The 14,604-nt window shown below is 45.8% G+C and carries 11 protein-coding genes; 1 reads left to right on the top strand and 10 read right to left on the bottom strand.

Annotated features, from left to right (window positions below; genetic code table 11):
- Positions 1–429: 429 nt before the first annotated feature.
- The 7 genes from F3J22_RS21335 to F3J22_RS21305 are packed head-to-tail and all read right to left on the bottom strand — an operon-like array spanning position 430 to position 7,247.
- Positions 430–1,557 carry an ABC transporter permease gene (locus F3J22_RS21335; protein WP_167019957.1) on the bottom strand — a complete coding sequence of 376 codons (1,128 nt, stop codon included), beginning with the start codon at positions 1,555–1,557 and terminating at the stop codon, positions 430–432.
- On the bottom strand, positions 1,557–2,663 hold the full coding sequence (locus F3J22_RS21330; RefSeq protein ID WP_167019956.1) for an ABC transporter permease: 1,107 nt from the start codon (positions 2,661–2,663) through the stop codon (positions 1,557–1,559). The genes F3J22_RS21335 and F3J22_RS21330 overlap by 1 nt, the downstream gene beginning before the upstream one ends.
- Before the next feature lie 6 nt (positions 2,664–2,669).
- Positions 2,670–3,413: an ABC transporter ATP-binding protein gene (locus F3J22_RS21325; protein WP_167019955.1), complete on the bottom strand. Its 744-nt coding sequence runs from the start codon at positions 3,411–3,413 to the stop codon at positions 2,670–2,672.
- A 6-nt stretch (positions 3,414–3,419) separates the two neighbouring features.
- Complete coding sequence (locus F3J22_RS21320; RefSeq protein WP_167019954.1) at positions 3,420–4,340, bottom strand: ABC transporter ATP-binding protein; 921 nt, start codon at positions 4,338–4,340, stop codon at positions 3,420–3,422.
- Between the two features lie 12 nt (positions 4,341–4,352).
- Positions 4,353–5,294: an HlyD family secretion protein gene (locus F3J22_RS21315; protein WP_167019953.1), complete on the bottom strand. Its 942-nt coding sequence runs from the start codon at positions 5,292–5,294 to the stop codon at positions 4,353–4,355.
- Between the two features lie 10 nt (positions 5,295–5,304).
- Positions 5,305–6,579: a TolC family protein gene (locus tag F3J22_RS21310; protein ID WP_167019952.1), complete on the bottom strand. Its 1,275-nt coding sequence runs from the start codon at positions 6,577–6,579 to the stop codon at positions 5,305–5,307.
- A gap of 35 nt (positions 6,580–6,614) precedes the next feature.
- Complete coding sequence (locus tag F3J22_RS21305) at positions 6,615–7,247, bottom strand: TetR/AcrR family transcriptional regulator (protein WP_167019951.1); 633 nt, start codon at positions 7,245–7,247, stop codon at positions 6,615–6,617.
- A gap of 120 nt (positions 7,248–7,367) precedes the next feature.
- On the opposite strand from F3J22_RS21305, the gene F3J22_RS21300 reads away from it, so the two are divergent.
- Complete coding sequence (locus F3J22_RS21300; RefSeq protein ID WP_167019950.1) at positions 7,368–8,825, top strand: DASS family sodium-coupled anion symporter; 1,458 nt, start codon at positions 7,368–7,370, stop codon at positions 8,823–8,825.
- Here F3J22_RS21300 and F3J22_RS21295 read toward each other — a convergent pair.
- The 3 genes from F3J22_RS21295 to F3J22_RS21285 all read right to left on the bottom strand — a co-directional run bounded on the left by F3J22_RS21295 (position 8,803) and on the right by F3J22_RS21285 (position 14,189).
- Positions 8,803–9,348: a GNAT family N-acetyltransferase gene (locus F3J22_RS21295; RefSeq protein WP_167019949.1), complete on the bottom strand. Its 546-nt coding sequence runs from the start codon at positions 9,346–9,348 to the stop codon at positions 8,803–8,805. The two genes, F3J22_RS21300 and F3J22_RS21295, sit on opposite strands and share 23 nt — an antisense overlap.
- A gap of 74 nt (positions 9,349–9,422) precedes the next feature.
- Entirely contained in the window at positions 9,423–11,147 is a 1,725-nt protein-coding gene (locus F3J22_RS21290) for a RagB/SusD family nutrient uptake outer membrane protein (RefSeq protein ID WP_167019948.1), read from the bottom strand.
- An 18-nt stretch (positions 11,148–11,165) separates the two neighbouring features.
- Entirely contained in the window at positions 11,166–14,189 is a 3,024-nt protein-coding gene (locus F3J22_RS21285; protein WP_167019947.1) for a TonB-dependent receptor, read from the bottom strand.
- Positions 14,190–14,604: the final 415 nt, after the last annotated feature.

Raw genomic sequence — 14,604 nt, 5'->3', positions numbered from 1 at the left:
GCAATTTTACTATGTCCCTAACCAGTAGCATTTCATACGTGGGAAGATTTTAGTTGTTTCGCAGAATGTTGATAATGGAATTTATTGTATCAGTATACTCTTTATTTAAACAGTACGCGATAAAAATACAAAAAGCAATCGATTGAAATAAATATTATTTTAACAAAAAAGCAATATTTGACTACATTTTTAACTGTTCTAAAAAAATCTATCAGGAATTGTTAAAATGATATAGGTCTGAAGATCCTTGCTGTACATATTGTTGGCTACTGCGATTAAATTTTGATTGTTATGCAAAAAACACGGCAAACGTTTCCGTAAAAATAATATCAACTTACCTAGTTGGTTTGGTAATGAGTTCAATTTAAGACAAAAAAAAGTACGCTGTATCACTACAACGTACCTATTTTTAAACATAATATGTTTGACTCAGGAAGTTTTACGGTAGTTCCAGACCGCCCAGCCATTCAGCACTATGGCGAAAATCACCAGGTACCCCAGTTGTAATTTTACATCTCCAAAGGTGCTGCCCTTCAAAATAATCATGCGTACCACGGTAACAAAATGTGTAACCGGTGTTAAGGAGGAGATCACCCTGGCCCAGGGCGGCATGCTCTCGGTAGCGGTAAACATACCACTCATCAGCATAAATATCATCATAAAGAAAAATGCCAGAAACATGGCCTGTACCTGATTTGAACTATAGGTAGATATCAGCAGACCAAACCCCAGCAACGCCACCAGGTAGACAGCCGCAAATAAATACAGTAACCATAACGACCCTACCGGTACAATACCATACATCAGCCTTGCCACTAATAACCCAATCGTAAAGATGATCATACCCACCACCCAGAACGGCACCAGCTTACCTGTGATGAATTCATATTTGCGGATAGGTGTCACATTAATTTGCTCAATAGTGCCGATCTCTTTTTCTTTTACAATATTTAAGGCGGACATAAACCCTCCTATCAGTGTAAGCAATAGTACAAAGATGGCTGGCACCATATAATACTTATATTCTTCATGCGGATTATACCAGGTGCTATAGGTCATGTTAATGACGGGAACATCTGCTGCACTCACCTGCTGCGCCTCCCTGATGAAATCCAGTTCCGTACTGTTACTGAAGTCATTGATAATACTATTCAGGTAAGCCCCTCCAATACCCGCCCTGGCACCATTGATCGCGTCAATTGATAACGCTACTTCCTCATGCCCTTCCCGTACGAGATCCCTTTCAAAATGCGCAGGAATCTCCACTACTACATCCGCACGATTCTCTTCTATATATTTTAATGCTGCCGGAAAAGAATTTTCTGCACCGACAATACGAAAATACCCGGAGGCCCCCAATTTGGATATCAGCCGCTGTACCATCGTACTATGGTCATTATCGACGATCACCAGCTTGATATCCTTCACTTCAAAATTGGCCGCCAGCGGCATGATGATCAGCTGAATGGTAGGCATAGCAAACATCATCACCAGGATCATCTTATCCCGGAAAATCTGCCTGAACTCTTTCTGTAATATAAAACTCAGCCTTTTCATTATTCCAACCTGGTTTTAAATTTAAGTAATGCAGCGGTCAGCAAAGCGGTGGTCATCCCCAATAAAACGAGTGTTTCTTTCCATACATAACTAAACCCAAGCCCTTTCAACATCACTGCTTTCACGATCAGGTAATACCATCTTGCTGGCACTATATTGGATATCAGCTGTAATGGCCAGGGCATATTTTCCAGCGGGTACATAAAACCTGTAAATAATAAAGTGGGCAACATCATACCCATCATCGATATCAACATGGCCCCCTGCTGTGAACTGGCAATATTGGAAATCAGTAACCCAACCGAGAGACAGGTAATAATAAATAGCGTACTCTCTGCGAATAAAAGCAGGATACTCCCTTTGATGGCAATACCAAGGAACCCGACACTCAACACCAATATGAAAATAAAATTCACCAGTGATAATACCAGGAAAGGAATTGCCTTTGCCAGTAGCACCATGATGGGGTGAAAAGGTGATACCAGCAAGACTTCCATCGTGCCCAGCTCTTTTTCCCGCACTACAGATACTGAAGTCAGGGTACTGCAAACGATCATAAATATCAGTGCGATTACACCGGGAATAAAGTTCAGCGAGCCATTACCTTCCGGGTTGTACAACATGCGTAACTGCGGTGTAATACCTACCGGTGTTGCATCTCCGGGCAGCAGGGTTAGCTGGTAATCTGCTATAAATGCGGTGAGATAATTAATAATTGTTTTTGCGGTATTGGGATCAGAGCCATCAGCGATGATCTGCACCGTTGCCTTGCCCGTATGCCGGAGATCTTCTCCGAATGAGGGCGGAAACAGCAGCACACATTTCACTTTACCCTTTTTAAACTCCTCATCAATGGCTTTATCTTCCAGGTGTTTCTCCTGTACAATAAAGTAGACAGATGATTTTATTTTGCTGATGATCTTTGCGGTATTGGGATCTTTGGACTGATCACTGATAATGATATCGGCATTTTTCACCTCGCTGGTCAGCGCATAACCAAACAGCAGGATCTGCGCCAGCGGCAGTCCAAACATGATCAGCAACGTACGCCGGTCGCGGAATACGTGGTAAAATTCTTTTCTGATGAATACAAGTAACTGCTTCATAATACGTCAGTCTGATGAACGTTTTGCACCTCTTGCCAGCTGATAAAAAACCTCTTCCATATTATCGGCATTGAACCGTGCTTTCAGCGCCTGCGGTGCATCGAGGGCTTCAATGCGGCCATCTACCATGATGGTGATGCGGTTACAATATTCTGCTTCATCCATATAGTGGGTGGTCACAAAAACGGTGATCCCATCTGCGGCGGCCTGATAGATCATGTCCCAGAACTGGCGCCTGGTAACGGGATCTACGCCTCCGGTCGGTTCATCGAGGAATACAATTCTTGGCCGGTGAAAGATGGCTACTGAAAAAGCCAGCTTCTGTTTCCAGCCCAGCGGCAGTCCTGCCACCAGCTTTTTTGCTTCCTTTTCCAATCCCAGGTGTCTGATCAGTTCATTGCTCCGTTCTTTGATCACGGGCCTTGTCAGGCCATATACGCCGCCATAGAATTCTATATTTTCCATAATGGTCAGGTTCTCATAGAGCGAGAATTTCTGACTCATATAACCGATGTTGCGCTTGATATTCTCCTGCTGCTTATATACATCAAAACCTGCTACGGCAGCTGTTCCGGAGGTGGGATAGGAAAGTCCGCACAGTATGCGCATGGCCGTCGTTTTACCGGCACCGTTAGCACCGAGGAAGCCGAATATCTCTCCTTTATTTACTTCAAAAGAGATTTTATTAACGGCGTAAAAGTCGCCGAAGCGCTTTGTCAGGTCTTTACATACGATTACCTTTTCCTCCATATACCTTTAATTATGATTACTTAACCGGATGAAGGTATCTTCAATACCCGGTGTAATTACTTTGATGTCGATACCCCCATGATGCTTTTCTGCCGCGTATTTCCGCAGATAGTCCAGGTCCCCTGGCTGGTCCTGCTTCATGGTCAGGTGCAGAAATTCACCGAAGGCGAAGCAGCTGTCTATCTTATCACTGGCACGCATATCCTGTAAGAGCTGAAAGATATTATCAGCTTTGGCGGCATATAATTTCACCGGATAGCTTTTAATAATGTTGTCCGGTGTATCTATCTGCAGGATACGGCCTTGCTGCATTAATGCAATGCGTTCACAAAGACTGGCTTCATCCATATAGGGTGTGGATACCAATATTGTAATGCCTTGTGCTTTAAGCCTGGCAAGGATATCCCAGAACTCCTTTCTCGATACCACATCCACACCGGTGGTAGGCTCATCGAGGAAAAGCACTACCGGCTTATGTATCAGTGCACAGCAGAGGGCCAGTTTCTGTTTCATACCACCGGAGAGTTTGCCTGCACGCCGGTCGTTAAAGGGTTTTATCTGATCATAGATATCTTTAATGATATCATAATTTTCTTTGATGGTGGTACCGAACAGGGTGGCAAAGAAGTTGAGGTTTTCTTTTACTGTCAGGTCCTGGTAGAGGGAGAACCTGCCCGGCATGTAACCTACGATGTTGCGAATGGCTTTATAGTCCTTTATTACGTCGTTGCCTTCTACGCTGGCATTACCTTTATCTGCCAGCAGCAGCGTGGTCAGTATGCGGAAAATAGATGTTTTGCCGGCGCCGTCAGGGCCGATCAGTCCGAATATTTCTCCTTTCTGTATTTCCAGCGAAACATTATCCACCGCCAGTATCTGGCCGGATTCATATGTTTTTGTGATGCTGTCCAAAATAACTGCACTCATACTCTTTCCGGTTTACTGTTGAGACCATAAGGCTTCGCCATACATGCCTATTTTCAGGAAGCCATCATTTTTGACGCGCACCTTGATGGCGTATACCAGGTTTGCCCTTTCGTTTTTCGTCTGAATAGTTTTAGGGGTAAACTCAGATTTATCAGATATCCAGCTGATGGTGCCGGTATAGTTTTTATAGGATTTCCTGCCCTGATCGATGCGAACGGTTACCTGTTGTCCTGTTTTGATCTGTGGCAGCTGTGTACCGTCTACGTATGCACGCAGATAGAGTGTGTCTGTGTTGGCGATCTTGTACAGCGGCTTTCCTATAGTGGCCAGTTCTCCCTGCAGGGCATACCTGGTAAGTACCATGCCGGTAATCGGGTTGATGATCTTACCTTTACGGATTTGTTCGGCATATTGTGCTGCCGACATTTCCAGCGGTGCTTTTTCACTGAGTACCGTTTTATTCTGGACACCGGTGGTATAGTCGTCCAGGTTCATTTGCTGCCTGGTGGCCGCAATTTGTTTGTGCATCTGGTCTACCTGGCTGTTGAGGTCATCGAGTTGCTTGCGGGTGGCAGCATCTTCCTTTACCAGGTTCTCCGTGCGTTTCTGTTCGCGTATCAGCTGTTCCAGCTGGGATTCCTGGACAGCCAGCTGTTTTCTCACCAGTTCATTTTTCTCTGCCGGAGAGCTGGTCTTTTGTTGCAGTGCAGCAATAGAGGCTTCTACCTGTGCCTTTTGCAGGGAAGGGATTTTTACGTCTATCTGTCCTACGCTGTCGCCTGCACGAAGTACAGTACCTTCCACCACGTTGAAGCTAAGCAGCTCGCCATTTTGCTGTGCAGATACGATTACTTCATCCGCTTCGAAATTCCCGGAGGCATCCTGCGATTGTTTTTTATCGCCGCAGGCGGTCATACTAATCAGTGCAATCGTGAAAACAATCAGTTGTTTCATGGAAATAATATTAGTTGCCAGAAGTATATTTATATTGATAACCTGCCTGCAGCAGCTGTAACTGGTGCAGGATCAGCGTTTGCCGGGCCTGATTCTCGGCATTCAGCTGGTTGATATAATCATGAACGGTGATGACACCATTCTCCAGCTGTGCTTTTGCAGACTGTTTTACAGAAGCCCGGAAGGTGATGGCTTCCTCATCTTCTGCGATCATCGCATGGTATTTCTTTAGCTCTTCCCTTTGCTGGATAAGAGAGAGGTTAGTATTATAGAGAAATGTTTCTTCTTCTACCGACACCGACTTGCGGTTATTTTCGATGATACGTTTGTTATTTTTCAGGCTGTACAGACTCCCCAGGTTCCAGCTCATGCGCAATCCCGTAAAGTACCACCAGCCGAACTCGTTGCTGAGGAAATTGAGCGTGGGCCTGCCATAGGCGCCCTGAAAGAAGGCGTTGAAGCGTGGCAGGTAGTCCGATTTCAGCTGTTGTTCCTGTACTTCCATTGTTTTGCGCCGGTATTCGTACCAGCTCAGTTCCGGGCGGTGAATATCTGATGCGACAGATTGTTCTTCCGGCATCGTCAGTTTGGTGCTATCGCCCAGATCTTTGCCGATAAATACACTTAGCATTTTCATATAGGCACTGCGGTTAGACCGGAACTGTATATCAGAAGAGCGGGCATTGCTCAGTTCTGCCTTCAGTTCATCTACATTGCTGCGGTAGGCGGCACCGTTGCGGTAAGCGGCTTCTACTTTGGCGATGGCACTGTTGAGGTCATTGGTACGGATATCGTTTTGTTTCAGCTGCTCATCCATCAGAAGGATGGAAAAGTAAAACTCGTTGATGCGTTCGCGTACCGCGTAGAGGCTAACTTCCAGGTTCTGCTGATCTGCAGCAGTATTGGCTTTGATCAGTTCTTTCTGGTAATGGCTGGCATTGGCATCGAAAATCGTTTGCTGCACTTCTCCTACCAGTTTATACTGATCTTTACTGAAAGTGGGAAAAGACACCCCGAGGTTAGCCGGGAGCAGGTCTGCCGCATTCACCACATCCGACTGATAAGTGGCTTGTCCGGAAAAATTCACGGTGGGCAGGTATACCTTGCCGGCGTTGGAGAGGGAATATTTTCCAGTGGCCTTAATCAGGTCGTAGCGCTTTATCAAGGGATAGTTCTCTCTTGCCATGCTGTAACACTGTTCTATCGTGAGTGCCTGTGACCAGGCAGCATACGATGGCAGCAACAGCAGGAACAACAGCCATTTTCTACAATGCTTCTGTACCATGTTTTCGCGGTATTGAAATATTATGTATGATATAGTTACATCATGGCTTTCAGCCAGATGGGTATCTTTTGTTTGCGGTCTTCCATCATTTGCCTGAACATTTTCATGTCTACGGTGCCCGATCGGAGGAGCATTGTCCTGGCGATGAAGGGTAGGGTGAGCATGCTCATCATGTTCATCACAAGATGGAGGGGTTCGATCGCGAGTTTATTTTTATTATATAGCTCCTGTAATTGTTTAAGAAAATAGGATTGCAGGAAGATATTATTATCGATAAGGGCTTTGGAGATTTCCGGGGAGCTGATGGCGTTATTGGCGATGCCTGTCATCACAAATAGCGGCAGGTCGGGATGCGCCAGCAGCATATCCATATACTTCGGGCATACGGCATCGATTTTCTCCATGGCAGATGTATGCGTGTCGTTGAGCAGGTCTTTCAGGCCTGACAGGAGCTGTTTGATGGCATCGAGCATGATCAGCTCGAAGAGCTTTTCCTTACTGCGGAAATAATAGTTTACCAGGGAAAAGTTGAGGTCAGCTTCGGCGGCAATGTCACGTACTGTCGTAGCGGCGTAGCCGTTACGTGTAAATACTACCCTTGCTGCGGCCATGATCTTTTCTTCCGCAGAGGCATCGAGGTCCTTCTTTTTACTGGTCGCTTTAGCCATCTCCCAAAATTATAAATCAAATGTAGATCAGTATTTCCAATTAAACAAATGTATTAAACACTTGTTCAAAATTGATTCATAACACATTCATCTACATAACTAAACATTTATATCTGCCAATTGTTAACCACCTATGACTACTACAACCTGAAGCAGCACATGCATTTTGAATCACCGCGTAACCTGGAAGATTTCATTAAAGAGAAATGGCCGCTGGGCCAGAAAGTAACCCTGTTTCTGCTGGTAGTCGTCACCGCTGCGGTTGTGCGTATCTGGCTTTTACCCCGCGACATGCCTGACACCGCGCTGAATGCGTCGGTACTGATCATGCTGGCAGTAGGTTTCTGGATTACAGACGCCATGCCTCCTTTCGCCGTGAGCATGTTTGTGATATGTTATTCGGTATATTTCCTGCACGACGCCAGCATCCGCAATGTAAACCCCGACTGGGAACGGTACGCAGGCACCTGGTCCAGTCCGGTGATATGGATGATGATGGGTGGTTTCTTTATTTCACTGGGCATACAACTTACTTCGCTGGATAAATCCATCGCCAATTTTGCACTGAAGATGTTTGGAAACAAGCCAACAAGGCTATTGCTGGGCATCATGCTACTCACCATGTTACTATCTATGCTGGGGGTATCCAATACCGCTACAGCCGCTATGATGGTGGCCATCTTCACGCCACTGGCCAAAAAGCTGGACAAAAAAGACCCCTTCACCAAAAGCATATTCCTGGGAATAGCCATAGCAGCTTCTTTTGGCGGCATGGGCACCATTATAGGCAGTCCCATCAATGCGATGGCCGTAGAAGCAGCCGCTAAAAAAGGTATTACGATTAGTTTCCTCTACTGGATGGAGATGGGCGCCCCGCTGGCGCTGGGCTTCACTTTCCTGGGCTGGATATTGTTACACTGGCGCTACAAACCGTTGGTAGCTGAAGTACCGGCACTATATGGCGGCAACGATAACCCCGACCATACCTACACCTATTCAGAGTTGCAGGACCGCTGGATCGTAGGCATTACTTTCGTGCTGACACTGATACTATGGCTCACCTCCTCGGTGACACATATCCCTGTTGCGGCCGTTTCGTTTATGCCCATGATGCTACTCACACTTACAGGCGTTATCCAGCAAAAGCATATCCGGCTGATATCCTGGGATACGCTTTTGCTGGTAGCCGGCGGACTCACACTGGGCATGGCGGCACAGGAAACAGGCCTGCTGGACTATGTAGCCACAAAAATAACCCTGCCTACAGATAAATTTATGGCAGTACTGGTATTTTCCTATCTGACAGTATTTATTTCCAATTTCATGAGCAGTACGGCAGCAGCGAGTATCCTGATACCACTGGCCAACAGCCTCATGCCTAACGATGTGGCGTTTGTATCTATCGCCATCGGGTTTTCCTGTAGTATCGGCATCTTACTTCCTATCTCCACTCCTCCCAATGCCATTGCCTTATCTTCCGGGTTCCTGAGCCAGAAAGACTTCCGGCTGCCGGGCCTGTGCCTGCTGTTCTTCGGGCCGCTGGCTATCTGTTATACTATTTACTGGTGGGTGTTGTAATCCTGTACAAAGTGTGTGGTGCAAAAGGGTGATCAGCAGCGAGTTTGGGGTGATCAAAAAAACCGGCATGCTGCATCCCGGCTTTTTGCATAATACGTTCCGACTTCTTATTGGAAATGGTTGTGAAAGCATAGACATCTTTCAGTCCCAATTCTTCAAAGGCATATTCAAAGCAACGTATAGCCGCTTCCGTAGCATAGCCATTGTTCCATACCGCAGGTGCCAGTCGCCAGCCTATTTCCACACATGGGGTAAACCATGCCTCAAACTGCGGATGATTAAAACCTACGAAACCTATGAACTGTCCGGTTTCCAGCAGATCCACCGCATACAATCCGTAGCCGTACTGATCAAAATGCTGCTGCATCCTGGCGATCATATTACGGGTCTCCTCTTCAGTCATCAGCATAGGAAAAAATTCCATCGCTACCGGATCAGCATTGATAGCAGCAAAAGGCAGTGTATCCTCCGGAAGCCATTGCCTGAAGCCTAATCGCGGTGAAGTAAAAAGGTACTGTTTCATAGCTGCAAAAATACGACTAAAAACAAAACCGGCGTCCCTACTGCAAAGGACGCCGGTTTTCATAGCATGGTTTATTACCATCCGGGGTTAGGCCCCAGTAACTTATTCATGTCACGTTCGCCCTGTGGTATTGGCCACAAGTAATCACGCGGATCTATAAAGTAGCGCTGCTCACGTTTAAAGCGCACCGTAGCACTGTTGGTATAGTCAGGGATATCGTTGAGGTCTGTTTCAGAACCAGCACCGCCAAATGACGGAACAGCTGCAGGCACATTGGATTTGGCAGCAGCACCATACACAAAGGTATTCATCGCTGTTTTGCCGGTTTTCCATCTGCGCATATCGAACAGGTGAATACCTTCATTTGCCAGTTCCACTACTTTTTCTCTTCTTACCAGCTGCTTCATCTTAGCCAGGTCTCCAGCTACCACCGCATCCACTACGGGCATGCCCGCACGCTGACGCACCTGGTTAACAGCCGCTATTACAGACGCATCCAACTGACCGCCTTCTACTTTAGCTTCTGCATAGGTCAGCAGAATTTCTGCATACCGCATATAGATAAACCCGGTTTTGCTGGTAAAGGCGTCCTGTGCATCATCGTAGGTATATTTAGCCCAGAGGTACCCAACGCCATTCAATACAGGGCCGTAGATATTGGTCATATCTGCATTGGAAGCAGAAGCCCAGGTACCGGTAGCGAAGTTATAGAACATAGTTTCAGCTTTACCTGCTGCGTTGTTATAGCAACTATACACGCACCTTCTGAGCGTACCACTGGCTGTCAGTGAAATAGTATCACCATTCATGGTAACGGTTTGTTTCAGGCGCGGGTCCCTGTTTTTAGAAGGGTTTGCCGGGTCATACAAAGGCGATTGATCGATACGTTTACCATCGGTACATTCAAATCTGTCTACCAGCGGCTGAATAGGGAAACGGCCTGATTGCGCACTGATAGCGCGGGAGCCCTGACCTATAGCTACGTAGCTCACCGGATTCACCGCATCATCGGGGAAAGGCAGGATATACATGATCTCTTTACCTGCGTTGGCCGCCTGCCCGGTTTTTTTGAACAGATTGGCAAATACAGGATTGAGGCTATATTGTGCACTCTTGATCACATCATTTGCGGCAGTAGCGGCTACATCATAACGCTGAAGCATCAACGCCAGTTTTGATTTCAGTCCCAGCGCCACTCCCCTGCTTACTCTTCCCTGGTCTGCAGGCTGCCATGGCAGTTTGGTTGCTGCGCTATCAAGATCTGTGAGCAGGAAATCACCAATTTTATTTTTATCAACACGTGCCTGGTTATAAAATTCTGAAGGCAATAACGGTTTTGTATAAAAAGGAACATCTCCATACAAACCTATCAGGTGATAATAAGCCCAGGCCCTTAATACACGGGCTTCTGCATCCATCCTGTTGTAGTTGTCCGGCAGCATATTACCTTTTGCCCTCACCATACCATCGAGGAGGTTATTGGCATAGGAAACGGTTTTATATATCAGCTGCCAGGTAGTACCAATGGTACCAGTAGTAGCATCATACGTACCCGCAGCTATGCCAGGTGCACGTTCCAGCCCAAGGTCGGTATACTGATCAAAAGAGATCTGAACAGGAATGCTATTACTCAGGTTCCAGTAGGTACTGGAATAAACACCGGTCAAACCAAGACTTACTTCTGCCTCGTTGGTGTAATAGCTACCTGATGACGGACTATCCAGCGGCTGTTTGTTCAAATCCTTTTTACAGGAGGAGAAGGCAGCTGCTGCCAGTAAAAATATACTAATGCGCTTCATCGCTGATTTTTTTAAAGTTTAAAATTTCAGGTTCAGCCCTGCTGTGAATGTTTTCATCACCGGATAGAATTCACCGTTGATATTATTGATCTCCGGATCGAAGCCCGGTGCATAGCCGGAATGCGTAAACAGGTTACTACCGCTTACGTACACACGTAATGATTGTATCTTCACGAACTTCACATGCTGACCGCTAAAGGTATAGCCCAGTGCAATATTTTTCACGCGGAGATATGCACCATTTTTCATCCAGAAGGTAGAAGTCGGGAAGCTTGGATTCTCCGTCAGTCGTGGATATGCAGCGTTCGGGTTTTCCGGTGTCCAGAAATCTTTCTGCCAGGAATACATGGTTCCGATGAAGTCGGCACTATAGAATGCCCATGCACCTGTACCACTCACATAGTTATCACGTTTGCCGACACCCTGCAGGAAAATATTCAGGTCGAAGTTTTTCCAGTAGCCGTTGAGGTTAAGGCTATATTCATAGTGTGGCATACTGTTGCCAAGCACCTTACGGTCGTAGGCATCAATTTTACCGTCTGGCTTGCCTTCAGGACCGCTGAAATCTTTGTAACGGATATCACCAGGCTTGGTAGTGCTCTGGAAGAAAGGTCCTTTTGTTACTTCGTCGGCATTCTGGTAGTAACCATCTGCCACATAACCATAGTAAGAACGTATAGGCGATCCCGGTGTAGTAATGAATGCACCATCAATAATATCAACACCACCAAGGTCTTTCACGTTATTACGTACATCACTCAGGTTAAAGCCAACATCATAGCGGAACTTGCCGATCTTATCCTTCCATCCCAATGCGAGCTCCCAGCCTTTGTTCTGCATGGATCCGATGTTGATGTACGGAGCCGCAAGACCTACATAATTTGGAATAGGACGTTTCAGCAACATTGCTGACACATCTTTGATATAATAGTCAAAAGACATGCTCAGTCTATCTTTCAGGAAGAGGAAGTCGGCACCGATATTTTTCTGGGTAGATTTTTCCCAGGAGATCATTGGATTGGCCGCATCTGTTTGTGCGACCCCTGAATTATTCTTACTATTGAAATAATAATTAACAGTGGTAGTATTGAGGGTGGCTACGAAAGGATAATATTCTTTCAGCGACTGATTACCCAGCGATCCGTAGGAAGCCCTGATCTTGGCGAAACTCACTACTTTATTCAGGCGTTCGAAGAACTTTTCCTGGCTGAGTATCCAGCCTGCAGAAACAGAAGGATAATACCCCCATTGGTTATTGAATTCCTGCGAGAAACGGGAAGAACCATCCGCCCTTCCGTTCAGCTCGAGGAGGTATTTATCTTTATAGGAATAGTTTAATCTGCCGTAGAAGCTTTCGAGGAAGTAAGCGCTGGCGCCGCCACTGTTATTCAGGTTTTTGGTACCAATGTTCATGTACGGATCATTGGATGGGAAGTCGGTTCTGGAAGCGCCGAGCGATGACACGCTGAAATCTTCCGCCTGGAAACCAGCCAGGAACTTGATCTCATGGCCACCATATTGTTTATGAAAGGTTCCCTGAATCGTATAATAGTTCAGTTTATTATTAGAATAAGCCTCGCTCAGGATGTTCTGACCGGGATAATAAGTATCCAGTACCAGTTGATTGTTGGCAACATCGGGGCGATATACTGCATAGTTCTGGATGAATTTCTTATTGTGTGCATTATAGGTATTATTGGAGAACCAGGCTTCAAATTCCAGTTCTTTGATCGGACGGTATACTAAAGTTGCCTTCAGGATATTGGAAGGTGTTTCGTTGAGATTGATACCACTTGCTTCTGCCTGACCAATAGGATTCCTTTTGGCGCTCTGGCCGGCATCTCCGTATTTACCATCTGCGAATTTACCGGCAGCATTTGCAGGCATACCCAGCATCTGTTTGATGATAAATTCCGGCGTAGAACCCGCAGGCTCGTTACGGGCAGATTTATTGTAGATATAATCACCACGCAGACTTACTTTATCAGAAAGTTTGATGTCTGCATTCATGCGTACATCATATTTTGTATAGTAGGTATTTGGGGTAAGCCCTTGTTGCTTCAGGTAGGTACCGGAGGCAAAGAATTTAATATTCTCGCTACCCAGACTGAGGTTCAGGTTATGGTTCTGCATCAGGCCATTGTTGGTGAGTACCATTTTCTCCCAGTCGGTATTGAAATAATTAAAGTTATCAGCAGGGTTTTGTTTGTATTTATTAATCAGCACTGTATCAAATGCAAATGAGTTTGGGTTGCCGGTAGTATTCTGGCGGGCGATGTTCGCATATTGCATATGCTCGATGGCGCTTACCTTTTGTGGCAGGTTGGTTGCTTCCTGTTTGGAAACGTATGCATTGTATTGCATAGCCAGTCCGTTGCCTTTACCTCTGCGGGTAGTAACGAGTACTACACCGTTGGTGGCGCGGCTACCATAGATAGCGGTAGATGCCGCATCCTTTAATACAGTAATACTTTCGATGGTATTGGGATCTACGGCATCCATGTTCATCTGCACACCGTCTACGAGGATGAGTGGATCAGAACCTGCATAGATAGAACCTTCTCCGCGGATCTTGATGGTGGCACCATCTGTACCGGGTTTACCGGATTGTTGTGTTACCATTACGCCTGGCGCGAGGCCCTGGAGGAGGTTGGAAGTTGAGGCTACCTGTCTTTTAGTTATATCTTCTGTTTTCAGAGAAGTGAGTGCGCCGGTGAGATTGGCTTTTTTCTGTGTGCCATAACCAACCACTACCAGGTCTTTCAAACCGATAGCCTGTGCAGTGAGTTGTATTTTAAATTCGGTAGAACGACCTACAGTTTGCTCGATGGGATTGTAGCCGATGATGGAGAGTATCAGTACATCCTGTGGTGTGGCGTTTAAGGAGAAGAGCCCTTTGGCATCCGACTGTACGGCGGTGTTTTTTCCTTTGACACGAACGGTAACACCCGGGAGAGGTTCGCCGCTGTCGTGGTCGGTGATTTTACCGGAGATGTTACCGGACTGGCCTTTCACCACAGTGGTGATTAGCAGTAGCAGCATAAGGCACGGGATAAGTAGCCGTTCTTTCATATGCGATCTTTTTTTGGTGATAGTTAGCATGTAGTTGTGTTGTTCAATAAGGTGAAATGACGATCTCCAGTACGGCCAGGTTGCTGGTCGTTTCGTTGGCCCGTCGGCGTTATCGTTGTTTTATGTCAGGAAGGTGATGCGCGGTACGTCCCTGATTTTTGGTTGATATTCGAATTACAGTAACGTGAATATATATATTTTTACTAAACTACAATATAGTTAATATATTTTTTTATTAAGTTTTTTAAAAGAGATGTATTTATAAGCATGGAATTCATCTTGTAAAACTAATCATAAGAAATTAATAAACAATATTTTACAAAAACACATCTTTATAAAAGGAGAGAGAAAATAATTTTTGCAAGAAAAGTGAAGAAAATAATTT

It is taken from the genome of Chitinophaga sp. Cy-1792, assembly GCF_011752935.1.
Lineage (GTDB): Bacteria > Bacteroidota > Bacteroidia > Chitinophagales > Chitinophagaceae > Chitinophaga.
The sequence above is the reverse complement of the archived record's forward strand: the minus strand, read 5'-3'. Positions and strand labels throughout refer to the sequence as shown.

What these genes read in the sequence shown, in the direction of transcription:
- F3J22_RS21285 (WP_167019947.1), bottom strand. Translation starts at nt 14,189, where the DNA reads ATGCTGCTACTGCTAATCACCACTGTGGTGAAAGGCCAGTCCGGTAAC.
- F3J22_RS21330 (WP_167019956.1), bottom strand. Translation starts at nt 2,663, where the DNA reads ATGAAGCAGTTACTTGTATTCATCAGAAAAGAATTTTACCACGTATTC.
- F3J22_RS21310 (WP_167019952.1), bottom strand. Translation starts at nt 6,579, where the DNA reads ATGGTACAGAAGCATTGTAGAAAATGGCTGTTGTTCCTGCTGTTGCTG.
- F3J22_RS21335 (WP_167019957.1), bottom strand. Translation starts at nt 1,557, where the DNA reads ATGAAAAGGCTGAGTTTTATATTACAGAAAGAGTTCAGGCAGATTTTC.
- F3J22_RS21315 (WP_167019953.1), bottom strand. Translation starts at nt 5,294, where the DNA reads ATGAAACAACTGATTGTTTTCACGATTGCACTGATTAGTATGACCGCC.
- F3J22_RS21290 (WP_167019948.1), bottom strand. Translation starts at nt 11,147, where the DNA reads ATGAAGCGCATTAGTATATTTTTACTGGCAGCAGCTGCCTTCTCCTCC.
- F3J22_RS21320 (WP_167019954.1), bottom strand. Translation starts at nt 4,340, where the DNA reads ATGAGTGCAGTTATTTTGGACAGCATCACAAAAACATATGAATCCGGC.
- F3J22_RS21295 (WP_167019949.1), bottom strand. Translation starts at nt 9,348, where the DNA reads ATGAAACAGTACCTTTTTACTTCACCGCGATTAGGCTTCAGGCAATGG.
- F3J22_RS21305 (WP_167019951.1), bottom strand. Translation starts at nt 7,247, where the DNA reads ATGGCTAAAGCGACCAGTAAAAAGAAGGACCTCGATGCCTCTGCGGAA.
- F3J22_RS21325 (WP_167019955.1), bottom strand. Translation starts at nt 3,413, where the DNA reads ATGGAGGAAAAGGTAATCGTATGTAAAGACCTGACAAAGCGCTTCGGC.